Source organism: Streptomyces sp. NPDC048623 (genome assembly GCF_040650755.1).
Taxonomy (GTDB): domain Bacteria; phylum Actinomycetota; class Actinomycetes; order Streptomycetales; family Streptomycetaceae; genus Streptomyces.
The window spans coordinates 54,086-75,269 of record NZ_JBEZHV010000012.1 but is presented as its reverse complement, the minus strand read 5'-3'; the positions used below and the strand labels follow the sequence as shown (position 1 = coordinate 75,269).

Sequence of the window (21,184 nt, the reverse complement as noted above, 5' to 3'; positions counted from 1 at the left end):
AGCAAGGCGGAGCGCCCGGAGTAATCCGGACGGAAGGTGTCGGGATTCCGGTGTCTCCTGGAACCATGGGAGACACCGGAACCAGCGCTCAGGCCGTCGCACCGATCACCTGGGCGGCCTTCGAGGCCGCCGAACCCGAGCTCGCCGCGACGGTCCGCGAGCGCTTCGGCCAGTACACGCATCACGCCCTCGCCACCCTGCGCAAGGACGGCTCGCCGCGGCTCAGCGGCATCGAGGCCGACTTCCGGGCCGGTGAGCTGTACCTCGGCATGATGCCGAACTCGCGCAAGGCCCTCGACCTGCGACGCGACCCGCGCTTCTCGCTGCTCGCCAACCCCGGGGAGGGGACGAGCATGGGCGGCGGCGACGTCCGGATCTCCGGTCTCGCGATCGAGATCGCCGACCCGGAGAAGCTGGACTGGTACGCGACCGAGGTCGGCATGCCGATGCCGTTCCATGTCTTCCGGGTCGAGCTCACGGAGGTCGTCCGGACGTACGTCGACGGCGAGGAGATCGTCCTGCGCACCTGGTCCCCGGGCCGCGGGGTACGGACGCTCCGGCGCGGCAACGACGAGAGCCCGCCCCGGGAGGACCCCCGCTAACGGCGCGTCGCGAGCACCTGGGAACGGCACCAGGACAGGGTGGCCCAGGCGTCGCGCAGGGGGCGGGCCCTGCGGAGCCAGAGGGAGAGGTCGAGTTCCTCGGTGTAGCCGATCGCGCCGTGGATCTGGAGGGCGGTGGCGGCGGCCCGGTGCGCGGCCTCGCCCGCCGTGACCTTCGCCGCCGCGAGATCGGTGCGCGCGAAGGTGAGCGCCGCCCCGAAGAGCAGGGGCCGGGCGAACTCCAGGGCGATCAGGGTGTCCGCCAGGCGGTGCTTGACGACCTGGAAGGAGCCGATCGGCACGCCGAACTGGGTGCGCTGCTTCGCGTACGCCACCGTCCGGTCCAGGAGCGCGAGACCGAGCCCGAGACTCTGTGCGGCCGTCGCCAGCAGGGCCCAGTCCCGGGCGTGGCGGGCCGCCGCGGTCACGACCGGGCCCGCCGCGAGGAGCTCGCCGCCCGGTGCGGGGCGCGCCAGGCGCCGTACGGGATCGGCGGAGACCCGTATCTCCTGATGCCCGGGAGCCAGCCGCAGCTCCTCGCCGTGTACGACGAACACGAGGTCGGCGGCGTCCGGATCCAGCGCGTACGGCGACACCTCGTCCATCGCCAGCGTCGCCACCGTCGTGCCGTCGGCGAGCCCGGCCAGGAAGCGCTTGGCCGGGCCGGTCTCGCCCCGCTCGGCAAGGTCCGTGAGCAGGGCCGCCGCCGCGACCGTCTCCACCAGCGGGCCCGGGACCGCGTGCCGGCCCGACTCCAGGAAGGCGTGGGCGAGCTCGACGGGCAGCGGTCCCACGCCCTCGTACGCCTCCGGGACCGCCAGTGCGAAGACCCCGGCCTCCCCGAGCCGCGCCCACAGCGCCCGCCCCGGGCCGTGGTCGCCCGCGGCCCAGGCCCGGGCCGCCGCCGGGGTGCCGGCGGCGGTCAGCATCGCGTCGAGCGAGCGCGCGAAGGCGCGCTGCTCCTCGGTCGGCAGGAAGCGCATCAGCGGCGGCCCTTCGGAAGGCCGAGCAGGCGCTCGGCGATGATGTCGCGCTGGATCTCGTTGGTGCCCGCGTAGATCGGCCCCGCGAGCGAGAAGACATGCCCCTCGGCCCACGCGCCATCGGCCAACTCCCCCTCCACGCCGAGCAGATCGAGCGCGGTCTCGTGCAGGGCGAGGTCGTACGTCGACCAGAACACCTTGTTGAGGCTCGACTCGGCCCCGATCGTCTCTCCCGCGGCGAACCGCGCGGCCCCTGCCGCCGTGAACAGCTGATACGCCCGCGCCCCGATCACCGCGTCCGCGACCCGGTCCCGCAGCGCCGTGTCCTCGGGATCGCCACGTGAGCACCGGTCCCGCCACAGCCGTACGAGCCGGTCGGCGGCGGCCAGGAACCGGCCGGGGGAGCGGAGCGTGAGCCCGCGCTCGTCGCCCGTGGTGGACATGGCGATCCGCCAGCCCTGCCCGGGCTCGCCGATCACGTCCTCGTCCGGCACGAACACCTCGTCCAGGAACAGTTCGGCGAAGGCCGGCTTGCCGTCGAGCCGCCCGATCGGCCGCACGGTCACACCGGGCGCGCGCAGGTCGAACATCAGATACGTGAGCCCCCGGTGCGGGCGGCCCTCGGCCGCCGGGCCCGGGTCGGTGCGGAAGATCCCGAAGGCTCGGTCGGCGAAGGCGGCCCGCGAGGACCAGGTCTTCTGTCCGGAGAGCAGCCAGCCGCCCTCCGTCCGCACGGCACGCGAGGTGAGCGAGGCGAGGTCGGAGCCGGCCTCCGGCTCGGACCAGGCCTGCGCCCAGATCGTCCGGCCGGTCGCCATGGACGGCAGGATGCGGGCCCGCTGTTCCTCGGTGGCGTGCTCGAAGAGGGTGGGGGCGAGCAGGCTGATGCCGTTCTGCGCGACCCGGCCGGGTGCGCCCGCCGCGTAGTACTCCTCCTCGAAGGCCAGCCAGTGGAAGATGTCGGCGCCCCGGCCACCGTACCGCTCGGGCCAGGAGACCACCGACCAGCGCCCGGCGGCGAGTTCGGCCTCCCAGGCGCGATGGGCGGCGAAGCCCTCCGCGGTCTCCAGGGACGGCAGCGGCTCGGCCGGCACATGGGCGCGCAGCCAGGCGCGGGCCTCCGCCCGGAAGTCCTCCTCCTCGGGCGAACTGTTCAGGTCCATCGGCATCCTTCCCTAACAAGTGTTTGGTAGGTTACCGTGCGGCCATGAGCAGCGCCATGAGTAGCGCCATGAGCGGCGCCGAGGAGTTCCGCGCCGAGATACGCGACTGGCTCAAGGACCAACTCGCCGGTGAGTACGCCGGGTTGAAGGGTCTGGGCGGGCCCGGCCGCGAACACGAGGCGTTCGCCGAACGGCTCGCCTGGGAGCGGCACATGGCCGCCCACGGCTGGACCTGCGTCGGCTGGCCGAAGGAGTACGGCGGGCGCGGCGCGAGCATCGAGGAGCAGATCGCCTTCCACGAGGAGTACGCCCTCGCCGACGCGCCCGCCCGGGTCAACCACATCGGCGAACAGCTCCTCGGCCCCACCCTCGTCGCCCACGGCACGGAGGAGCAGAAGGCCCGCTTCCTGCCCGCGATCCGGGCCGTCGAGGAGCTGTGGTGCCAGGGCTACAGCGAGCCCGGCGCCGGCTCCGACCTCGCCGCCGTCCGCACCCGCGCGGTCCGCGAGGGCGACGAGTGGGTCGTGCACGGCCAGAAGATCTGGACCTCGCTCGCCCATGAGTCCCAGTGGTGCTTCGTCCTGGCGCGGACCGAGCCGCGCACCGCCCCCGGAACCCCCGGTGTCCTCGCCCCCGGAACCCCCGGTGACCGCGCCCCCGGTTCGCGCCCGCACGCCGGGCTCTCGTACCTCCTCGTCCCGCTCGACCAGCCCGGCGTGGACATCCGGCCCATCGTGCAGCTCACCGGCACCAGCGAGTTCAACGAGGTCTTCTTCGACGGCGCCCGCACCTCGGCCGCCCATGTCGTCGGCGCCCCCGGCGACGGCTGGCGGATCGCCATGGCCACCCTCGGTTACGAGCGCGGCGTCTCCACCCTCGGCCAGCAGGTCGGTTTCCGCCGCGAACTCGACGCCCTCGTCGCCCTCGCCCGCGCCAACGGCGCCGCCGCCGACCCGCTGATCCGTGACCGCCTCGTCCGCTCCTGGGCCGGACTGCGCACCCTGCGCGCGGGCGCCCTGCGCGGCACCGACCCGTCCATGGCCAAGCTCTCCTGGTCCCACTGGCACCGCGACCTCGGCGAACTCGCCATGGACGTGCGCGGCGCCGCCGCCACCCTCGCCGCCGGGGAACCGTACGAACTCGACGCCTGGCAGCGCCTGTTCCTCTTCTCCCGCGCCGACACCATCTACGCCGGGTCGAGCGAGATCCAGCGCACCATCATCGCCGAGCGGGTGCTCGGCCTCCCGAAGGAGCCCCGCGCATGAGCACCAGACCGGAGTACGTTCCCGGGCACGGTCTGCTCGCCGGCCGCAGCGCCGTCGTCACCGCCGCCGCCGGCGCCGGGATCGGCGGCGCCACCGCCCGCCGCCTCCTGGAGGAGGGCGCCCGGGTCCTGATCAGCGACGCCCACGCGCGCCGCCTCAAGGAGACCGAGACCGCGCTCGCCGCCGAGTTCGGCGCCGACCGGATCGCCGCCCAGCTCTGCGACGTCACCGACGAGAGCCAGGTCCAGAACCTCTACACGTGCGCCGCGCGGCTCCACGGCGGCCTCGACGTCCTCGTCAACAACGCCGGGCTCGGCGGCACCACCGAGCTGGCCGACATGAGCGACGAGCAGTGGAACCGGGTCCTCGACGTCACCCTCAACGGCACCATGCGCTGCACCCGCGCCGCCCTCCGCCACTTCCGGGAGACCGGCCGCACCGGCGTGATCGTCAACAACGCCTCCGTCGTCGGCTGGCGCGCCCAGGCCGGGCAGGCCCACTACGCCGCCGCCAAGGCCGGCGTCATGGCCCTCACCCGCTGCGCCGCCGTCGAGGCCGCCGCGTACGGCGTCCGGATCAACGCCGTCGCCCCCTCCCTCGCCATGCACCCCCACCTGGTCAAGGTCACCTCGGCCGAGGTCCTGGAGGAGCTGACCGCGCGGGAGGCCTTCGGGCGGTACGCCGAGCCCTGGGAGGTCGCCAACGTCATCGTCTTCCTGGCCAGTGCCTATTCCTCGTACATGACCGGCGAGACGGTCTCCGTCAGCAGCCGGCGCGCCTAGGACCAGAATGGGAGCGTGCCGACGACAAAGCCATCCAGCAAGCCTTCCCAGAAGAGCCCGAAGAGCCCGAAGAGCCCGAAGAAGACCCAGGTGACCGCCTCGCCCGAGCGGCGCACGGAACTCCTCCACACCGCCGCCGAGGTGTTCGCCGCCCAGGGCTACAACGCCACCACCGTCCGCAAGATCGCCGACGCCGCGGGCATGCTCGCGGGCAGCCTCTACTACCACTTCGATTCCAAGGAATCGATGCTCGACGAGATCCTCTCGACCTTCCTGAACGAGCTCTGGGACGGGTACGACACCGTGCTCGCCGCCGGGCTCGGCCCCCGGGAGACCATCGAGGCCCTGGTCACCGAGTCCTTCCGGGAGATCGACCGGCACCGCGCCGCCGTCGCCATCTACCAGAAGGAGGCCAGGCACCTCACCGACCAGCCCCGCTTCCACTATCTCGCCGACTCGCAGGTCAGGTTCGAGAAGGCCTGGCTCGGCACCCTGGAGCGCGGGGTCGAGTCCGGCGTCTTCCGCGCCGACCTCGACATCCGGCTCACCTACCGCTTCGTGCGCGACACCGTCTGGGTCGCCGCGAGCTGGTACCGCCCGGGCGGCCACCACAGCCCGGAGGAGATCGCCCGCCAGTACCTGTCGATGGTGCTCGACGGAATCGCCGTACGTATCGACTGATCACCCAGGAGGAACAGCCATGGCCGAGGCCTACATCGTCGACGCGGTCCGCACCCCGGTGGGCCGCCGCAAGGGCGGGCTCGGCGCCGTCCACCCGGCGGACCTCGGCGCCCATGTCCTGAAGGCCCTCGTCGCCCGCACCGGCATCGACCCGGCCGCCGTCGAGGACGTGGTCTTCGGCTGCCTCGACACCGTCGGCCCGCAGGCCGGGGACATCGCCCGCACCTGCTGGCTCGCCGCCGGCCTCCCCGAGGAGGTCCCCGGCGTCACGATCGACCGCCAGTGCGGCTCCTCCCAGCAGGCCGTCCACTTCGCCGCCCAGGGCGTGCTCTCCGGCACCCAGGACCTGGTCGTGGCCGGCGGCACCCAGAACATGACCATGATCCCGATCGCCTTCGCCTCCCGGCAGGCCGCCGAGCCGCTCGGCCTCACCCAGGGCCCGTACGCGGGATCCGAGGGCTGGCGGGCCCGCTACGGCGACGCGCCGGTCAACCAGTTCCACGGCGCCGAGCTCATCGCCGCCAAGTGGGGCATCACCCGGCGGCAACAGGAGGAGTTCGCGCTCCGCTCGCACCGGCGGGCGCTGCGCGCGATCGACGAGGGCCGGTTCGAGAGGGAGACCGTGCCCTACGGGGCCGTGACGGTGGACGAGGGTCCGCGCCGTGACACCAGCCTGGAGAAGATGGCCGGGCTCCCGACGCTCGTCGAGGGCGGCACCGTCACCGCCGCCTGCTCCTCCCAGGTGTCGGACGGAGCGGCGGCGATGCTGATCGCGAGCGAGCGGGCGGTGCGCGAGCACGGGCTCACGCCCCGGGCCCGGATCCATCACCTCAGCGTGCGCGGCGAGGATCCGATCCGGATGCTGTCCGCGCCGATACCGGCCACCGCGTACGCCCTGAAGAAGACCGGCATGACCATCGAGGACATCGACCTGGTCGAGATCAACGAGGCCTTCGCCCCGGTCGTCCTCGCCTGGCTCAAGGAGACCGGCGCCGACCCCGAGCGCGTCAACGTCAACGGCGGCGCCATCGCCCTCGGCCACCCGCTCGGCGCGACCGGCGTGAAGCTGATGACGACCCTGCTGCACGAACTGGAACGCACGGGCGGCCGGTTCGGGCTGCAGACCATGTGTGAGGGCGGGGGACAGGCGAACGTGACGATCATCGAGCGGCTCTGAGCAGAGCGTTGTGACCCGCGCCCGTCAAGGGCGCGGGCTCCTACGCGGGCGGAAGGGTACGGAGCACCTGCGCCGCCTCGGACATGATCCGGGCGACGAGTTCCGCGCAGCTCGGCAGGTCCTCGATCACCCCCGCGACCTGCCCGGAGGCCATGACGCCGAGATCGGTGCGGCCCTCGACCATGGAGGCCCTCAGGAGCATCGGGGTGTTCGCGGCGAGCAGGACCTGGCTCCAGGACAGGTTCCTGCCGTGGCGCATCGCGAGCCCGTCCCGGACCATCGCCGCCCAGGACAGCCCGCCGATCCTGCGAAACCCGGCGGCTCGGCGTACCGCCTGCGCCAACGCCCGTACCCGGCCCGCCCGTTCGAGCGCGGCGACCAGCTCGGTGCGCAGCATCCGGTGCGGAAGGCCGTCGACGGCGGTCGTGACCGTGATGTCCTTCACCGTCGCCGCCAGGTACAGCGCCTTGACCGCGTCGGGCACCGTCGAGTCCGAGGTGAGCAGGAAACGGGTGCCCATCGCGACGCCCGCCGCGCCGTACGCGAGCGCGGCGACCAGACCGCGCCCGTCGTGGAAGCCGCCCGCCGCGATCACCGGGATGCCGACGGCGTCCACCACCTGCGGAAGCAGCACCGTCGTCGCGACCTCGCCCGTGTGCCCGCCGCCCTCGCCGCCCTGCACGACCACCGCGTCCGCGCCCCACGCCGCCACCTTCTCGGCGTGCCGGCGCGCCCCGACGGACGGGATCACGACCACCCCGGCGTCCTTGAGCTCGGCGATCAGCTCACGGGAGGGCGCGAGGGCGAAGGACGCGACCCGGACGCCCTCCTCCACGATGATCCGGACCCGCTCGCGGGCGTCGCCCGCGTCGGCCCGCAGATTCACCCCGAAGGGCCGGTCGGTGCGGGACCTCACCTCCCGTACGGCGGCCCGGAGTTCGGGCACGGTCATGGTGGCGGAGGCGAGGATGCCGAGGGCGCCCGCGTCGGCGGTGGCGGAGACGAGCCGGGGCCCGGCGACCCAGCCCATGCCGGTCTGCACGATCGGGTGCTCGATGCCGACGAGTTCGGTGAGCGCGGTCTTCATCGGGAGGCCTTCATCGGGACCTGACCTCGCGGTCGCGGAGCCCGGCCGGGTCGATGACCTCGCGGATCAGGCGCAGTTCGTCGGGGGTGGGCTCCCGTGTCGTGGGCACCTCGCCGTCGATCGCGAGCTCGAAGCCGGTCGCGGCCCGTACGTCGTCCACGCTCACGCCCGGGTGCACGGAGGCGAGCCGCATCCGGTGGTCGGGCGTCGCGAAGTCGAGCACCGCGAGGTCGGTGACGACCCGGGGGAGGCGGTGGTACGGGCCGACGGCATGGTCGTAACCCACTCCGCTGATCATGTCGACGCGCTCGACGAAGACGCGGGGCGAGTGCCGGGGGATCCAGTAACTCACCGGGTTGTTCAGGGTGTTGACGGGTGCTCCGCGCACCCCGAGGAGCTGGCGGGCGGGCCGGTCCCAGTCGCCGACGCAGGAGATGTTCTGGTTGCCGTAGCGGTCGATCTGGCTCGCGCCCATCATCACGTGCCGCTTTCCGCCGGTGACCATGGTGAGGTGCCTGCGGTACGGCAGCCAGCCCTCGGGCCGCCCGTCGAGGCCGACGAGCAGCGCCTCGCCGTCGGTGAGCAGCAGGTCGGGGGAGAAGGTGCGTTTGGCGAGGCGGGCCCCGAAGCCGGGGATCAGGCCCATGGGGCTGGCGAGCACCTCGCCGTCACCGCGCCAGGCCTCGGCGCAGGCGACCACGCAGTACTCGGCGCGGGTGATCACGTCGGTGGTCACTTCTGCTGCTCCTCTCGCCAGGCGCGTACGGCCGCCTGGTAGTCGTCCTCGCTCTTGCCGGACAGGAAGCGTGCGGCGAACTCGGGCCAGGGGGAGGTCGCGTAGAGCTGCTGGAAGGGCTCGTCGCGGTCGTGGTCGGGCACGCAGGAGGTGAAGTGGGCGCCGTTCGGGGTCTCGACGACGCCGGTGACAGAGTGCCGGGAGACGAGCAGGGTCTGCGGCACGGTGTCCGGGCCGAACGACTCCACGATCCGCTCGCAGGAGACGTACGCGGTGTCGGCGGCCTCGCAGAACAGGTCGTCGAAGTACGGGTCGGGGCCCAGGTACTGGGCATTGCCGAGCCGGTCGGCGCGGTTGAGGTGCACCAGGGCCGCGTCCATGCGCAGCGCGGGCACGGCGACGAACTCCTCGCCGTCCGCGTACGGCGAAGTGACCGTGCGCAGCTCGGGGTTGACCCGCATGACGTCGGAGCCGAGGCCGGCCCGCACGGGCAGGAAGGGCAGCCGGTTGGCGGCGGCGTGCAGGCCCCACATGAACATCGCCTCGTCGAGCTCGGTGAGCGCGAAGGCACCGCGCTCGCGGGCGGCCCGGAAGTGCGGTTCGAGGGGGATCGAGTCGAGGGTCGCGAAGGGCGCGACGAGCCGGCGGATCCGGCCTGCGGCGGCGAGCAGGCCGACGTCGGGGCCACCGTACGAGATCACCGTGAGGTCCGTGATCTCGGACCGGAGCAGCGCTCTGACCAGGGCCATCGGCTTGCGCCGGGAGCCCCAGCCGCCGATCCCGACCGTCATGCCGGAGGACAGCCGCCCCACGACCTCGTCCACGGTCATGGTCTTGCCCATGGTCTTGTCGGTCACCGCTCCTCACCGTCCCTTCCGAAGGTGTCGCGGACCCGGTCGGCGACGCCGCTCAGGCCGGCCTCGAAGGTGAAGCCCTGCTCGAAGCGGTAGCTGCGGCGCACGTCCACCGGGTCGATGCCGTTGATGGCGGCCTTGGCGAGCCGGATCAGGGTGCCGTCCTTGGCGGCGATCTCGTGCGCCAACTCCAGGGCTGAGGTGAGGAGTTCCTCGCGCGGGACCACCTTCCACACCGAGCCGTGGGCGTGCAGTTCGGCGGCTGTGGCGGTGCGCGAGGTGTAGTACAGGGCGCGCATCAGATGCGGGGGCACGAGCCGGGCGAGGTGGGTCGCGGCGCCGAGCGCGCCCCGGTCGAGTTCCGGAAGCCCGAAGGTGGCGTCCTCGGCGGCGACGATCGCGTCCGCGTTGCCGGCCAGGCCGATGCCCCCGCCCAGACAGAAGCCGCCGACCGCGGCGACCACCGGCACCTCGCAGTCGTAGACGGCGGCGAAGGCCTCCGCGCAGCCCCGGTTGACAGCGAGGAGCGTGGAGTGTCCGGGGTCGCGCTGGAGCTCCTTGATGTCGACGCCCGCGTTGAAGCCGCGGCCCTCGGCGGCGAGCACGACACAGCGGATGTCCGGGTCGCGCCCGGCGGCGCGGACGGCGTCGGCCAGCTCGTACCAGCCGTGCACCGGAAGGGCGTTGACGGGCGGGAAGGCGACGGTGACGAGTGCGACGCCCTTGGCCGAGTGCGAGGTGGAGACACCCATGAGCGGATCAGCTACCTTTCCACCAAACGTTTGTTAGGTGACGCTGGGAGGAAGGTAGCAGCCGATGGAGCTGGACGGGAGGGTCGCCGTCGTCACCGGCGGAACCCGCGGCGTCGGCGCGGGCATCGCCCGAGCCCTCCTGCGGGCCGGCGCCGAGGTCGTCGTCTGCGCCCGCAGGCCGCCGGACGAGCCGGTCGCGGCGGGTGGCCGGGAGGCCGTGTTCGCACCGCTCGACCTGCGGCGATCCGGCGAGGTGGCGGAGTTCTTCACGGGGGTCGGGGAGCGGTACGGACGGCTCGACACCCTCGTGAACAACGCGGGCGGGAGTCCGTACCGCCTGCTCGCCGACGACCGCGCCGGCGGCGGGCGGGCGAGCGCGGCCGAACGGCACGCCCGCGTCGTCGAGTTGAACCTCACCGCCCCGCTGACCGCGTGCCTCGGCGCGTACGAGCTGCTGCGCGCCGCGCGCGGCTCCGTCGTCATGATCGGCAGCGTCAGCGGCACCCGCCCGTCGCCCGGCACCGCCGCGTACGGCGCCGCGAAGGCCGGCCTGGAGAACCTGGCCCGCTCCATGGCCGTCGAATGGGCCCCCGAGGTGCGGGTCAACACCCTCGTCCTCGGCATGGTCCGCACCGAGCTGTCCCACCTGCACTACGGCGACGCCGACGGCATCGCGGCCGTCGGCCGCACCGTGCCGCTCGGCCGGCTCGCCGAGCCCGACGAGATCGGCGAGGCCGCCGTCTTCCTCGCCTCCGGCCGGGCCGGTTACGTCACGGGCGCGTCGCTGCTCGTGCACGGCGGCGGGGAGCGCCCCGCCTTTCTGGACGCCGCAACCGTCAACAAGCCGACCGCGAAGAAGGAGAGCTGACATGGATCTGTGCGACGGACGCGTGGTGATCGTGACCGGCGCGGGACGGGGGCTCGGGCGCGCCCATGCCCTGGCCTTCGCCGCCGAGGGGGCCCGGGTCGTCGTCAACGACCTCGGCGTCGGCCTCGACGGAAGCCCGGGGGACGGCCGCGCCGCCGACAGCCCGGCGGCCCGGGTCGTCGAGGAGATCCGGGCGGCCGGGGGAGAGGCGGTCGCGCACTACGGCGACATCGCCACCGAGGAGGGCGCGGGCTCGCTGGTGCGGACCGCGCTCGACACGTACGGACGCCTCGACACCCTGGTCAGCAACGCGGGCTTCCTGCGCGACCGGATGCTCGTCAACCTGAGCGAGGACGACTTCGACGCGGTGCTCCGGGTGCATGTGAAGGGCCACTTCCTGCCGCTGCGCCACGCGGCGGCGCACTGGCGCGCCGAGTCGAAGGCGGGCAGGGAGGTGGTGGCGCGGGTCGTCCACACCACCTCGGGCGCGGGGCTGCTCGGCAGCGTCGGGCAGGGCAACTACGCGGCTGCCAAGGCCGGCATCGTCGGACTGACGCTCGTCGCGGCGGCCGAGATGGCCCGCTACGGCGTCCAGGTCAACGCCGTCGCCCCCGCCGCCCGCACCCGGATGACCGAACAGACCTTCGCCACCCTGGAGGCCCTCCCCGAGGACGTCTCCCCGCTCGTCGTCTGGCTCGGCTCCGCCGCCTCCGCCGGTGTCACGGGCCGCGTCTTCGAGTCCGAGGGCGGCCGCCTGACCGTCATGGAGGGCTGGCGCCCCGGCCCGACCACCGACAAGGGCGCGCGCTGGACCCCGGCGGAGGCGGGAGAGGCGGCGCGGAGGCTCCTGGAGGCGGCGGAGCCGCCGCAGCCGGTGTACGGAGCGCAGGCCTGAGTCCGGGGCGGCGTCCGGCAGGATCAACGGCATGAGCGATGTGACGAAGGCGCCGAAGGACACACTCGCGGGCCCCGCGCGGGACTGGCGGGGGCTCGGCGGCAACCCGGTGGCCCCGGACGACGTCCTGATCCGGCTCCTCGACGTCTGGCCTCAGCTCCTCTACCGCAGGGACCTGCCGGTGGCCGTCATCGAAGCGGCCATCGGCCACACTTCCTGGAAGATGCGGGCCGGTCTCGCCGAGACCCGGCCGGATCTCACCCGCGAGCAGTGGAGCCGGCTGGCCCTGGCCGACGCGGGCGACGCGGGCGGTACGGGGGACACGCAGCGGGCGCTGATCGTCGAGCTCGTCGCGGACGCCCGCGCCCCGCTCACCCCCGACTGCCTCGCCGCCCTGGCCGCCGACCCGTCCCCGCTCGTACGGGTCGAGGCCGTCCGTCTGCCCGGCCTGACCGCGCCCCAGCTGCGGGCCCTCGCCGCCGACCCTGACACGCAGGTGCGGGCCGCCGCCTGCGCCCCCGCCTGGCCGCACCTGGAACAGGCCGTGCGCGAGACGCTGCTCGCCGACTCCGACGCACAGGTCCGCACGGCCGCGCTCCTCCGGCACCACCAGGACGTGCCGCTCGACGCCGACAGGTGCGCCGTCCTCGAAGCGCTCGGCGCGTCGCGCGAGCGGATCCTGGAGACCTGCCGTCTCGCACCCGCCTGGGCCGCCGAACTGGCCCGCGACGGCGACGAGCCCACCCGCACCTCGCTCGCCCTCAACTCCCTGCTCGCCCCGGCCGCACTCGCCCTCCTCCTCACGGACGACGACGAGTCCGTACGCCGCATCGTCTCCCTGCGCGCCGACCTGACAGAGGAACAGAGGGCGGGAGTCCGCCACCCGTTCCGCCCCGGGGAGTCACGCAATTGGGCTCTGCCATGGGTCGCCGAGCTCCATGACGACCCCGAGGCCATGCGCCGGCTCGCCGCCTCCAGCCACCCCTTCGTCCGCAGCAGCGTCGCCCGCGCGCCCCGCCTGCCCGCCGACGTGGTCGAGCGACTGGCGCGGGACGAGGACCCGACCGTGCGCCTGTTCCTCGCCGAGTCCTGCGACGACGCACCCGGTGACATGCTCCTGGAGGTGTGGCACTGGTGGGACGGCAGCCTCAGTTTCCCCGGCCGCCCGCGCACCCACCCCAACTTCCCGCGCGCGGGCCTGCTGCGCTTCGCCGCCGACCCGAACCCGCGGCTGCGGCGGCTCGCGCTCGACGACCCCGAGTCGACTCCCGAACTGGTCGAGACGCTCGCCCGCGACGAGTCGGCGGAGGTGCGGGGGGACGCGGCGCGGGACCCCCGGATCTCGCCCGGGACTGCCGTACGGCTCCTGGACGACCCGGACGACGGCGTACGGCTCCGGGCGCGCCGGTCCGCCCCGCTGCCGCTCGACGTGCTGATGCGGCTGCTCACCGACCCGAAGACCGCCAACGACGCCTCGTGCAACCCCGCCCTGCCCCTCCCGGTCATGCGCCGCATGATCGAGCTCATGGAACAGGAGAAGGAGCAGCGGAAGGCGACGAGGGCGGCGAAGGCGTCCGCGCCCCCTCGCCCCTAGCGGCACCTCGGCGTGGTCCACTCCAGCCGCGTCCGGGTCCGCGGGTCCGCCACATGCTCCAGGGCCGACAGGGCCGTCTCGCGGGCCGGGCCCTCCGGGTCGGTGTCGGCGAGGAGACGGGCCAGGGCGTCGACGGCGCGCGGGTCCTGGCGGATGGCCAGGCCCCGGGCGGCCTCGGCGGCGGTTTCCGGGTCCGGGTCGGTGAGCCGGGCGGCCAGGGCCTCCCGTACGGCCGGGGTGTCGTCGGGGAGTTCGGCGAGCGCGAGGGTCGCCCAGTCGCGCACCCGCGGGTCCGGGTCGCGGCTCAGGGCGGCGATCCGCCCGGCGGCCTCCGGGTGCCCGGCCGGGACGATCCCGGCGAGGGCCGCCGCCACCTCCCGCCGTACCTCGGCGTCGGGATGCGCGGCGAGACCGAGCAGTTCGGGTACGGCGCTGCCGTCGCCGCACCGCCCGAGCGCCACGGCCACGGACCTCGCGGGCTCCCGGGCGTCGCCGGCCGTGGCTTCCGCCTCCGCCTTCGCTTCCGCTTCCGCCTCCGCCAGCCGCCTCAACACCGGCACCGCCCCCGCCGCGTACCCCGGCAGGGCCGCCAGGACCAGGGCGCCGAGCGCGCGCCGCAGCGGGTCCGGGCCGGCGCACCAGGCCGTCGCCGTGACGAAGACCGTCTCGGCCGCGCCGGCGGCCAGCGCGTCGACCGCCGTCGTCCAGTCGTCCTGCCCGGGGTCGCCGCAGCGCAGCGCCCGCTCGGCCAGTTCCTCCGGCGCGCCGGTGTGCCGAGCGCGCCCTCAAGCAGGGTGGCGATGGCCGCGTGCGAGGTCTGGCGTTCGTCGCCGCGGCTCGGGGCGCCGTCCTCGCGGAGGAGCTCCACCACCACGGTGACGCCGCCGTCCTCGGGGACCCGCCGCACCACCGCCTCGTACGTGTCCGCGGCCCCGCCGCTCTCGACCAGGCCGCGCCGCAGCACCGCCGCCATGTCGGCGCCGATCCACCGCCGCGCCTCGTCGAGGGCCTCGTCGAGGGCTTCGCGCCGACGGCCCGCACCGTGGTCGAGCAGGGCGCGGACGAGGGAGACCGAGCCGCGCCGGGCGGCGGCGACGAGCGGCGGGAGCCCGTCGGGGTCGGGCCGGTCGGGTGCGGCGCCCGCCGCGAGGAGCGCCCGCGCGACTTCGGTGTGCCCGAGCCGAACGGCCCAGGCGAGGGCGGTGAAGCCGTAGCCCTCCTCCTGATCCGGCTCGGCGCCCGCCGCGAGCAGGGCGCGGACGACCTCGGTGTGCCCGCCGCAGGCCGCCCCGCACAGCGGCAGGTCCCCGTCGTCGGCTCCGCTCGCCCGCCCCGGGTCGGCCCCGGCGGCGAGCAGCAGACGGACGGCGCCGGGCCGGTTCGTGACGGCCGCCCGGTACAGCGGCGTCTCCCCGTCGGCGTCGCGGGCCTCCGGGTCGGCGCCCGCGCGCAGCGCCCGTACCACCGCGTCGTCCCCGGCCTCCCCGGTCTCTTCCCCGGACTCGTCCCACAACGTGTCGAACAGCGTGCTCATGCGCCCGACCCTCACCCGGGACACCCGAACGGCGCAAATGAATACGATCTCACCGCCTGCTACGGCGCACAGTCCAGGACCGTCCCGCACACCCCGCACCGCGCCTTCACCCGCCGCGTCCCCGCGACCCGCAGCCGCTGCCCGCACACCGGGCAGGGGAACACACCGTCCGCGCCATGGGTACGGGCCCGCCGCCGCGCGGCCCAGCCCGCACCCGCCAGCGGCGGGCGGCGCCAGTCCCGGGCGGCCTCGTCCCGGCCCCGTACCCACGCCTCGTACGCCACGGCGCTGGTGAACCACGGCGACGGGTCCTCGCCGAACAGCGCGGCCCGCTTGGCGAGCACATAGCCGAACTCCTCCGGGGTCAGATAGCCCAGCTTCTGACTGGACATCCCGTCCTGCCGGAAGGCGTCGAGGAGCAGCCAGCCCGCGCCGAGGTAGGTGGTCACGACGTCCGTCAGGATCTCGTTCCCGGCGACCGTGGGCCGTTCGAGTCCGAGCCGGTGCAGCAGCACATGGGTGATCTCGTGGGCGAGCGCGGCGCCGATGTCGCGCTGGTGGGCGGGGCGCGCGAAGCGCTCGTTGAGCTCGACGAAGTACTCGGGGCCGGCTCCCAGTTCGACGCTCGCCGCGTGCTCCATCGCCCGGAAGCTCACCACCATCCGCGCCTCGGGCAGCCCCAGGTGCCGGACCAGGGCGCGGGCCACCCGCTGGGCGCCCAGATGGAGCCCGTCGGTGGCGTCCATGAGGACGTCGGAGGCCGGGATGCTGACGTCGTAGCGGCGTACGCCGTCCGGGGAGAGTCGCCGGTAGAGCGCAGTGATCGCCGAGCGCACCGTGTCGAGGTGCGGGAACCCGTGCACGACGGGGGAGACTTCGTCGCTGTGCGGCATCCCGGTTCACCCCCTGCGCTCCAGGGTACGGCGGCGCGCCCCCGGCGCCCCCACGCCGCCCCGGGGCCGTTCCCTGACCCGGTCCGGGCCGTTCCCTGCCCTGCCCCAGGCCGTCCCCCGGCTGGCCGAAAAGGGCTTCTTGTGACGCCTGTTGGCCGATGTCCATAATCCGGACCAGGTCTTGACGGGCTCATGCCATCAAGATCAACCCCCCACGAAAGAAGGCAGTCGCATGCAGCACATGCAGCACATGCAGAAGAAGAACAGACTGGTCCGCGCGTTGCAGAAGCTCGCCGCGGCCGGTGCCGTCGTCCTCGCCGCCGTCAGCCTTCAGCCCGCCGGCACCGCCTCCGCCGCGCCCGCCCCGGTCGTCGGCGGCACCCGCGCCGTCCAGGGCGAGTTCCCCTGGATGGTCAGGCTCTCCATGGGCTGCGGCGGCTCCCTGATCAGCCCCCAGGTGGTCCTCACCGCCGCCCACTGCGTCTCCGGCTCCGGCAACAACACGAGCATCACCGCCACCGCCGGCGTCGTCGACCTCCGCTCGTCGAGCGCCATCAAGGTCCGCTCGACCAAGGTCTACCAGGCCCCCGGCTACAACGGGCAGGGCAAGGACTGGGCCCTCATCAAGCTCGCCTCGCCCATCAACGGACTCGCCAACCTGAAGATCGCCGACACCACCGCCTACAACAACGGCACCTTCACCGTGGCCGGCTGGGGCGCCACCCGCGAGGGCGGCGCGCAGCAGCGCTACCTGCGCAAGGCGACCGTCCCCTTCGTCTCGGACGCCGACTGCCAGTCCGCCTACGGCAGCTCCCTCGTGCCCGGTGAGGAGATCTGCGCCGGCTACAACGAGGGCGGCGTCGACACCTGCCAGGGCGACTCCGGCGGCCCGATGTTCCGCAAGGACGACAACGACGCCTGGGTCCAGGTCGGCATCGTGAGCTGGGGCGAGGGCTGCGCCCGGCCCGGCTACCCCGGCGTCTACACCGAGGTGTCCACCTTCGCCTCGGCGATCAAGTCCGCCGCGGCCGCTCTTTAAGAGCTCGGTTCACCTCCGGGGCGCTTCAGCGTGTGTCGACGGTCGACCGTGCTCGCCTGCTCGTTCCTCGCAGCCTCCGCGCGCTCTCCCTTTCGACACCCGCGCGCCCCTTCGGCTCACTCGCTACACGCCCCCGGGGCGGACCGATCCGGACGGTCCGCCCCGGGGGCAGGCGTACCGTGCCGGGCGGCTGGAGTCGCACCGTTCCGGATACCGAACACCCGCCCGCCATCCTCACCGGATCCGGATAGGGTCCCTGGTCATGAGCGAGATCGACGAGTCCGTCCGGACCGAGCTGACCCGGCTGCGCGAGAGCATCGACAACATCGACGCGGCGGTGGTCCACATGCTCGCCGAGCGCTTCAAGTGCACCCAGCAGGTCGGCGTCCTCAAGGCCGAGCACAACCTGCCGCCCGCCGACCCGGCCCGCGAGGCCCGCCAGATCGCCCGGCTGCGGCAACTCGCCGAGAACGCGAAACTGGACCCGGCGTTCGCGGAGAAGCTGTTGAATTTCATCATCGCGGAGGTCATCCGGCACCACGAGACGATCGCCGACGAAGCACGCTGAACCACGAAGCAGGCTGACCGACGAAGCACGCCGGCCGACCAGTCACCCGGCCGACAGACACAGCGCGCCGCCGGCACAGGGCGCCGAGGAACGGGGCACAGCACATGGCACGCGTCACCGTATTCACCCTGGGCGGCACCATCTCCGCGCGGGGCGGTGACGCGGCCCGGATGACCGGGGCCGAGGTGCTCGCCGAGCTCGGCGTCGTACCCGAGGACGTCGACGTCGAGCTGCGGGACTTCCGGCGGGTCCCCAGCTCCTCCCTCTCCTTCGAGGACCTGGCCGCCCTCGCCGACGAGGTCGCCGCGGCCGTCGCCGCCGGCTCCGGCGTGGTCGTCGTCCAGGGCACCGACACCCTGGAGGAGACCGCCTTCCTCCTCGACCTGCTGTGCACCACCGATCAGCCGATCGCCGTCACCGGCGCCATGCGCCGCCCCGACCAGCCCGGCGCCGACGGCCCCGCCAACCTGGCCTCCGCCCTCGCCGTCGCCGCCGACCCCGGCTGCCGCGGCCTCGGCGTGCTCGTGGTCCTCGCCGACGAGATCCACGCCGCCCGCTTCGCACACAAGGCCCACACCACCTCCGTCGCCACCTTCGCCTCGCCCGGCGCGGGCCCGCTCGGCGCCGTCGTCGAGGGCGAGCCGCGGATCCTGCTCCGCCCCGTCGTGCCCGCCCGCGCCTGCCCGCTGCGCCTCGACCCCGCCGTACGGGTGGCCCTGCTGACCCTCTCCCTCGGCGACCGCGGCGAACTCCTGGACGGGCTCGCGGACCGGTACGACGGCCTGGTCGTCGCCGCCTTCGGCGCCGGGCACGTCCCCACGTGGCTCGTCGAACCCCTCGCCGCGCTCGCCGAGCGCATCCCGGTCGTCCTCGCCTCCCGCACCGGCGCCGGCGCGACCCTCTCCCACACCTACCGCGGCCCCGGCTCCGAGTACGACCTGCTGCACCGCGGCCTGATCCCGGCCGGACCGCTCACCCCCGTCAAGGCCCGGCTGCTCCTGCACACCCTGCTCTCCAGCGGCGCCAAGGGCCCGGCCGGCTACGACCGCCCCCGGATCTCCGCCGTCTTCGCCCACCTGGACGGGGCGGGCCTGGCCTGAGGCCCTCCCGCACGGAGTTCCCTCACCGCACGGAGTTACTCTCCCGTGGGAACTCCTGAGCTCTCGGTGAACCCCCCTCCCCCGGAGGATCACCTTCGGGCAGCATGACCCCCATGTCCGTACTGACGCGCGACGAAGCGCAGACCCGTGCCCAGCTCCTCGACGTCCAGCACTACACGGTGGACCTCGACCTCACCACCGGCGACGAGACCTTCGAGTCCACCAGCCTCATCCGGTTCACCGCCCGCGCCGCCGGGGACACCTTCGTCGAGCTCAAGCCGGACACGCTCCACTCCGCCGTCCTCGACGGCACGCCGCTCGACCCCGCCGCCCTCGACGGCAACCGCCTCCCGCTCACCCTCACCGAGGGCGAGCACACCCTCGGCATCCGCACCACCATGCGCTACTCGCACACCGGCGAGGGCATGCACCGCTTCACCGACCCCACCGACGGCGAGGCGTACGTCTACACCCAGCTGTTCATGGAGGACGTGCAGCGCGTCTTCGCCGCCTTCGACCAGCCCGACCTCAAGGCCGTCTTCGACGTCTCCGTCACCGCCCCGGAGGGCTGGACGGTGCTGTCCAACGGCATCACCGAGCAGCAGCCGGACGGCCGCTGGACGGCCGCCACCACCCCGCTCATCTCCACCTATCTGGTCTGCGTCGCCGCCGGCCCCTGGCACTCGGTGCGCACCGAGCACGCCGGCCTGCCCTTCGGCATCCACTGCCGCCGCTCGCTCGCGCCCCACCTGGACGCCGACGCCGACGAGATCCTCGACATCACCAGGGCCTGCTTCGACCGCTACCACGAGAAGTTCGCCGAGCCGTACCCTTTCGACTCGTACGACCAGGCCTTCGTCCCCGAGTTCAACGCGGGCGCCATGGAGAACCCCGGCCTCGTCACCTTCCGCGACGAGTTCGTGTTCCGCTCCGCCGTCACCGACACCGAGCGGATGCACCGCGCCATGGTCATCGCCCACGAGATGGCGCACATGTGGTTCGGCGACCTCGTCACCCTGCGCTGGTGGGACGACATCTGGCTGAACGAGTCCTTCGCCGAGTACATGGGCTACCAGACCGTCAACGAGGCCTGCTCCGACCGCTTCGCCGACACCTGGATCGACTTCGGCGTCACCCGCAAGGCCTGGGGTTACGAGGCCGACCAGCGGCCCTCCACCCACCCCGTCGCCCCGGCCGCGGACGCCGTCCCCGACACCGCGTCGGCGCTGCTCAACTTCGACGGCATCTCCTACGCCAAGGGCGCCTCGGCGCTGCGCCAGCTCGTCGCCTGGCTCGGCGAGAAGGACTTCCTCGCCGGCATCAACATCCACTTCAAGCGGCACAAGTTCGGCAACGCGACCCTCGCCGACTTCGTCGACAACCTCGCCGCCGCCACCGACCGCGACGTGCACGCCTGGGCCGAGCAGTGGCTGGGCACCACCGGCGTCGACGTCCTCACCCCGCGCCTGGAGGGCGAGGGCAACCGGTGGCGGCTCACCGTCGACCGGGCCGGCAGCCGCCCGCACCGTCTGACCGTGGGCGTCTACGACCGCGACGCCGCCGGTGACCTCCTCCTGCGCGAGCGCGCCTGGGTCGACGTCCCGCAGGAGGCCCCGCTCGACCTCGACGGCCCGCGCCCCGCGCTCGTCGTCCTCAACGACGGCGACCTCACCTACACCAAGATGCGCTTCGACGAGGTGTCGCAGGAGACCGCGCTGCGCGGCCTCTCCCGCATCCCCGACCCGCTCAGCCGCGCGGTCGTCTGGAACGCGCTGCGCGACATGGTCCGCGACGGCGTCCTCGCCCCGGCCGAGTACCTCCAGGTCGCCCTCGCGCACCTCCCCGAGGAGACCGAACTCGCCGTCGTGCAGGGCGTGCTGGGCTTCGCCCGTACGCAGATCGCCGACCGTTACGTCTCCGCCGCCGACCGCCCGGCCGCGCTCGCCACGCTCGGCGAGATCACCCGCGCCCTGCTGCGGCGCACCGAGGACGGCGAGGCGCCCGGCCTGCGCCTGACCGCCGTCCGTACGTGCGTCGACAGCGCCACCACGCCCGACAAGATCGCCTCCTGGCTCGACGAGGGCACCGTCCACGGCGGCCCCGAGCTCGACCCGGAGCTGCGCTGGCGGATCCTCGCCCGGCTCGCCGTCCTCGGCGCGACCGACGAGGCCGCGATCGCCGCGGAGCTGGAGCGGGACCCCAGCGCCACCGGGCAGGAGGGCGCGGCCCGTTGCCGCGCGGCGCTGCCGACGGCCGAGGCGAAGGCCGCCGCGTGGTCGGCCATGTTCGACTCCGACGAGCTGTCGAACTACCTGTTCACCGCCACCGCCGAGGGCTTCTGGAAGCCCGAGCAGGCCGAGCTGACGCAGGACTACGTGGCCCGCTTCTACCCGGCCGCCATCGCCATGGCCGCGCGCCGCGGCCCGGCGATGGCGGAGGCCGCCGGCCGCCGCGCCTTCCCGGCCTTCGCGGTCGACCCGGAGTCCCTCGCCCTCGGCGAGCACCACCTCGCCGACGACACGATGATCCCGGCCCTCCGCCGCCAGCTGGTCGACCAACTGGACGACCTGGCGCGAGCCCTGCGGGCGCGCGGCTGAGACGCACGGGCCGG

21 protein-coding genes are annotated in these 21,184 nt (G+C 73.8%); 12 read left to right on the top strand and 9 right to left on the bottom strand.

All coding sequences use genetic code 11. The features are described 5' to 3' along the window. The first annotated feature begins 65 nt into the window (after positions 1-65). Positions 66-602, top strand: coding sequence for a pyridoxamine 5'-phosphate oxidase family protein (locus tag AB0C73_RS19070; protein ID WP_362531172.1), 537 nt, complete (start codon positions 66-68; stop codon positions 600-602). Here AB0C73_RS19070 and AB0C73_RS19065 read toward each other — a convergent pair. Further along, positions 599-1,585 carry an acyl-CoA dehydrogenase gene (locus AB0C73_RS19065; protein WP_362531169.1) on the bottom strand — a complete coding sequence of 329 codons (987 nt, stop codon included), beginning with the start codon at positions 1,583-1,585 and terminating at the stop codon, positions 599-601. The genes AB0C73_RS19070 and AB0C73_RS19065 overlap by 4 nt on opposite strands. Next, the gene (locus AB0C73_RS19060; protein WP_362531166.1) at positions 1,585-2,748 is read right to left on the bottom strand and encodes an acyl-CoA dehydrogenase family protein; all 1,164 of its coding nucleotides are present in this window, start codon (positions 2,746-2,748) and stop codon (positions 1,585-1,587) included. The genes AB0C73_RS19065 and AB0C73_RS19060 overlap by 1 nt, the downstream gene beginning before the upstream one ends. A gap of 68 nt (positions 2,749-2,816) precedes the next feature. Between AB0C73_RS19060 and AB0C73_RS19055 the strand changes: the two genes are divergently transcribed. From AB0C73_RS19055 to AB0C73_RS19040, 4 genes are all read left to right on the top strand, one after another. After that, positions 2,817-4,013, top strand: coding sequence for an acyl-CoA dehydrogenase family protein (locus AB0C73_RS19055; RefSeq protein WP_362531515.1), 1,197 nt, complete (start codon positions 2,817-2,819; stop codon positions 4,011-4,013). Then, a complete protein-coding gene (locus AB0C73_RS19050) occupies positions 4,010-4,795 on the top strand; it encodes an SDR family oxidoreductase (RefSeq protein WP_362531163.1) in 786 nt (261 codons plus the stop codon). Before AB0C73_RS19055 ends, AB0C73_RS19050 begins: the two co-directional genes overlap by 4 nt. A gap of 90 nt (positions 4,796-4,885) precedes the next feature. Further along, positions 4,886-5,476: a TetR/AcrR family transcriptional regulator gene (locus AB0C73_RS19045; RefSeq protein WP_362531513.1), complete on the top strand. Its 591-nt coding sequence runs from the start codon at positions 4,886-4,888 to the stop codon at positions 5,474-5,476. A gap of 19 nt (positions 5,477-5,495) precedes the next feature. After that, the gene (locus tag AB0C73_RS19040) at positions 5,496-6,653 is read left to right on the top strand and encodes an acetyl-CoA C-acetyltransferase (RefSeq protein ID WP_362531161.1); all 1,158 of its coding nucleotides are present in this window, start codon (positions 5,496-5,498) and stop codon (positions 6,651-6,653) included. Between the two features lie 40 nt (positions 6,654-6,693). On the opposite strand, the gene AB0C73_RS19035 is transcribed toward AB0C73_RS19040, so the two are convergent. The 4 genes from AB0C73_RS19035 to AB0C73_RS19020 are packed head-to-tail and all read right to left on the bottom strand — an operon-like array spanning position 6,694 to position 10,082. Next, positions 6,694-7,740 (bottom strand): nitronate monooxygenase, encoded by a 1,047-nt coding sequence (locus AB0C73_RS19035; RefSeq protein ID WP_362531159.1) that lies wholly within the window; start codon positions 7,738-7,740, stop codon positions 6,694-6,696. A 10-nt stretch (positions 7,741-7,750) separates the two neighbouring features. Continuing rightward, positions 7,751-8,476, bottom strand: coding sequence for a CoA-transferase (locus tag AB0C73_RS19030; RefSeq protein WP_362531156.1), 726 nt, complete (start codon positions 8,474-8,476; stop codon positions 7,751-7,753). Beyond that, positions 8,473-9,318, bottom strand: a complete 846-nt coding sequence (locus AB0C73_RS19025) for a CoA-transferase (RefSeq protein WP_362531510.1) — start codon at positions 9,316-9,318, stop codon at positions 8,473-8,475. Before AB0C73_RS19025 ends, AB0C73_RS19030 begins: the two co-directional genes overlap by 4 nt. An 11-nt stretch (positions 9,319-9,329) precedes the next feature. Next, positions 9,330-10,082, bottom strand: coding sequence for an enoyl-CoA hydratase family protein (locus AB0C73_RS19020; protein ID WP_362531154.1), 753 nt, complete (start codon positions 10,080-10,082; stop codon positions 9,330-9,332). Positions 10,083-10,146: 64 nt separating this feature from the next. On the opposite strand from AB0C73_RS19020, the gene AB0C73_RS19015 reads away from it, so the two are divergent. From AB0C73_RS19015 to AB0C73_RS19005, 3 genes are read left to right on the top strand one after another with little or no spacing between them, the layout of a single operon-like run. Beyond that, positions 10,147-10,950, top strand: coding sequence for an SDR family oxidoreductase (locus tag AB0C73_RS19015; protein ID WP_362531151.1), 804 nt, complete (start codon positions 10,147-10,149; stop codon positions 10,948-10,950). A 1-nt stretch (position 10,951) separates the two neighbouring features. Continuing rightward, the gene (locus AB0C73_RS19010) at positions 10,952-11,845 is read left to right on the top strand and encodes an SDR family oxidoreductase (protein WP_362531148.1); all 894 of its coding nucleotides are present in this window, start codon (positions 10,952-10,954) and stop codon (positions 11,843-11,845) included. 31 nt (positions 11,846-11,876) lie between these two features. Next, positions 11,877-13,439, top strand: coding sequence for a PE-PGRS family protein (locus tag AB0C73_RS19005; protein WP_362531146.1), 1,563 nt, complete (start codon positions 11,877-11,879; stop codon positions 13,437-13,439). Here the strand turns inward: AB0C73_RS19005 and AB0C73_RS19000 are convergent. The 3 genes from AB0C73_RS19000 to AB0C73_RS18990 all read right to left on the bottom strand — a co-directional run bounded on the left by AB0C73_RS19000 (position 13,436) and on the right by AB0C73_RS18990 (position 15,866). Next, a complete protein-coding gene (locus AB0C73_RS19000) occupies positions 13,436-13,906 on the bottom strand; it encodes a HEAT repeat domain-containing protein (protein ID WP_362531145.1) in 471 nt (156 codons plus the stop codon). The genes AB0C73_RS19005 and AB0C73_RS19000 overlap by 4 nt on opposite strands. Positions 13,907-13,986: 80 nt before the next feature. After that, positions 13,987-14,973, bottom strand: coding sequence for an ankyrin repeat domain-containing protein (locus AB0C73_RS18995; RefSeq protein ID WP_362531142.1), 987 nt, complete (start codon positions 14,971-14,973; stop codon positions 13,987-13,989). Between the two features lie 59 nt (positions 14,974-15,032). Beyond that, positions 15,033-15,866, bottom strand: a complete 834-nt coding sequence (locus AB0C73_RS18990; RefSeq protein WP_362531140.1) for a hypothetical protein — start codon at positions 15,864-15,866, stop codon at positions 15,033-15,035. Between the two features lie 232 nt (positions 15,867-16,098). Between AB0C73_RS18990 and AB0C73_RS18985 the strand changes: the two genes are divergently transcribed. The 4 genes from AB0C73_RS18985 to pepN all read left to right on the top strand — a co-directional run bounded on the left by AB0C73_RS18985 (position 16,099) and on the right by pepN (position 21,170). Next, positions 16,099-16,905: a serine protease gene (locus AB0C73_RS18985; protein WP_362531139.1), complete on the top strand. Its 807-nt coding sequence runs from the start codon at positions 16,099-16,101 to the stop codon at positions 16,903-16,905. A gap of 262 nt (positions 16,906-17,167) precedes the next feature. Beyond that, positions 17,168-17,473 (top strand): chorismate mutase, encoded by a 306-nt coding sequence (locus tag AB0C73_RS18980; RefSeq protein WP_362531138.1) that lies wholly within the window; start codon positions 17,168-17,170, stop codon positions 17,471-17,473. 104 nt (positions 17,474-17,577) lie between these two features. Next, positions 17,578-18,573: an asparaginase gene (locus AB0C73_RS18975; RefSeq protein ID WP_362531136.1), complete on the top strand. Its 996-nt coding sequence runs from the start codon at positions 17,578-17,580 to the stop codon at positions 18,571-18,573. A 113-nt stretch (positions 18,574-18,686) separates the two neighbouring features. Next, a complete protein-coding gene (gene pepN, locus AB0C73_RS18970; protein WP_362531133.1) occupies positions 18,687-21,170 on the top strand; it encodes an aminopeptidase N in 2,484 nt (827 codons plus the stop codon). Positions 21,171-21,184 lie beyond the last annotated feature (14 nt).

Bases quoted from the DNA above. Each gene is read 5' to 3' on its own strand.
- AB0C73_RS19065 (WP_362531169.1), bottom strand. From the start codon at position 1,585: ATGCGCTTCCTGCCGACCGAGGAGCAGCGCGCCTTCGCGCGCTCGCTC.
- AB0C73_RS19040 (WP_362531161.1), top strand. From the start codon at position 5,496: ATGGCCGAGGCCTACATCGTCGACGCGGTCCGCACCCCGGTGGGCCGC.
- AB0C73_RS19035 (WP_362531159.1), bottom strand. From the start codon at position 7,740: ATGAAGACCGCGCTCACCGAACTCGTCGGCATCGAGCACCCGATCGTG.
- AB0C73_RS19055 (WP_362531515.1), top strand. From the start codon at position 2,817: ATGAGCGGCGCCGAGGAGTTCCGCGCCGAGATACGCGACTGGCTCAAG.
- AB0C73_RS19050 (WP_362531163.1), top strand. From the start codon at position 4,010: ATGAGCACCAGACCGGAGTACGTTCCCGGGCACGGTCTGCTCGCCGGC.
- AB0C73_RS19020 (WP_362531154.1), bottom strand. From the start codon at position 10,082: ATGGGTGTCTCCACCTCGCACTCGGCCAAGGGCGTCGCACTCGTCACC.
- AB0C73_RS19005 (WP_362531146.1), top strand. From the start codon at position 11,877: ATGAGCGATGTGACGAAGGCGCCGAAGGACACACTCGCGGGCCCCGCG.
- AB0C73_RS18985 (WP_362531139.1), top strand. From the start codon at position 16,099: ATGCAGCACATGCAGCACATGCAGAAGAAGAACAGACTGGTCCGCGCG.
- AB0C73_RS18980 (WP_362531138.1), top strand. From the start codon at position 17,168: ATGAGCGAGATCGACGAGTCCGTCCGGACCGAGCTGACCCGGCTGCGC.
- AB0C73_RS18990 (WP_362531140.1), bottom strand. From the start codon at position 15,866: ATGCCGCACAGCGACGAAGTCTCCCCCGTCGTGCACGGGTTCCCGCAC.
- AB0C73_RS19015 (WP_362531151.1), top strand. From the start codon at position 10,147: ATGGAGCTGGACGGGAGGGTCGCCGTCGTCACCGGCGGAACCCGCGGC.
- AB0C73_RS19070 (WP_362531172.1), top strand. From the start codon at position 66: ATGGGAGACACCGGAACCAGCGCTCAGGCCGTCGCACCGATCACCTGG.
- AB0C73_RS18975 (WP_362531136.1), top strand. From the start codon at position 17,578: ATGGCACGCGTCACCGTATTCACCCTGGGCGGCACCATCTCCGCGCGG.
- AB0C73_RS19060 (WP_362531166.1), bottom strand. From the start codon at position 2,748: ATGGACCTGAACAGTTCGCCCGAGGAGGAGGACTTCCGGGCGGAGGCC.
- AB0C73_RS19010 (WP_362531148.1), top strand. From the start codon at position 10,952: ATGGATCTGTGCGACGGACGCGTGGTGATCGTGACCGGCGCGGGACGG.
- AB0C73_RS19025 (WP_362531510.1), bottom strand. From the start codon at position 9,318: ATGGGCAAGACCATGACCGTGGACGAGGTCGTGGGGCGGCTGTCCTCC.
- AB0C73_RS18995 (WP_362531142.1), bottom strand. From the start codon at position 14,973: ATGAGCACGCTGTTCGACACGTTGTGGGACGAGTCCGGGGAAGAGACC.
- pepN (WP_362531133.1), top strand. From the start codon at position 18,687: ATGTCCGTACTGACGCGCGACGAAGCGCAGACCCGTGCCCAGCTCCTC.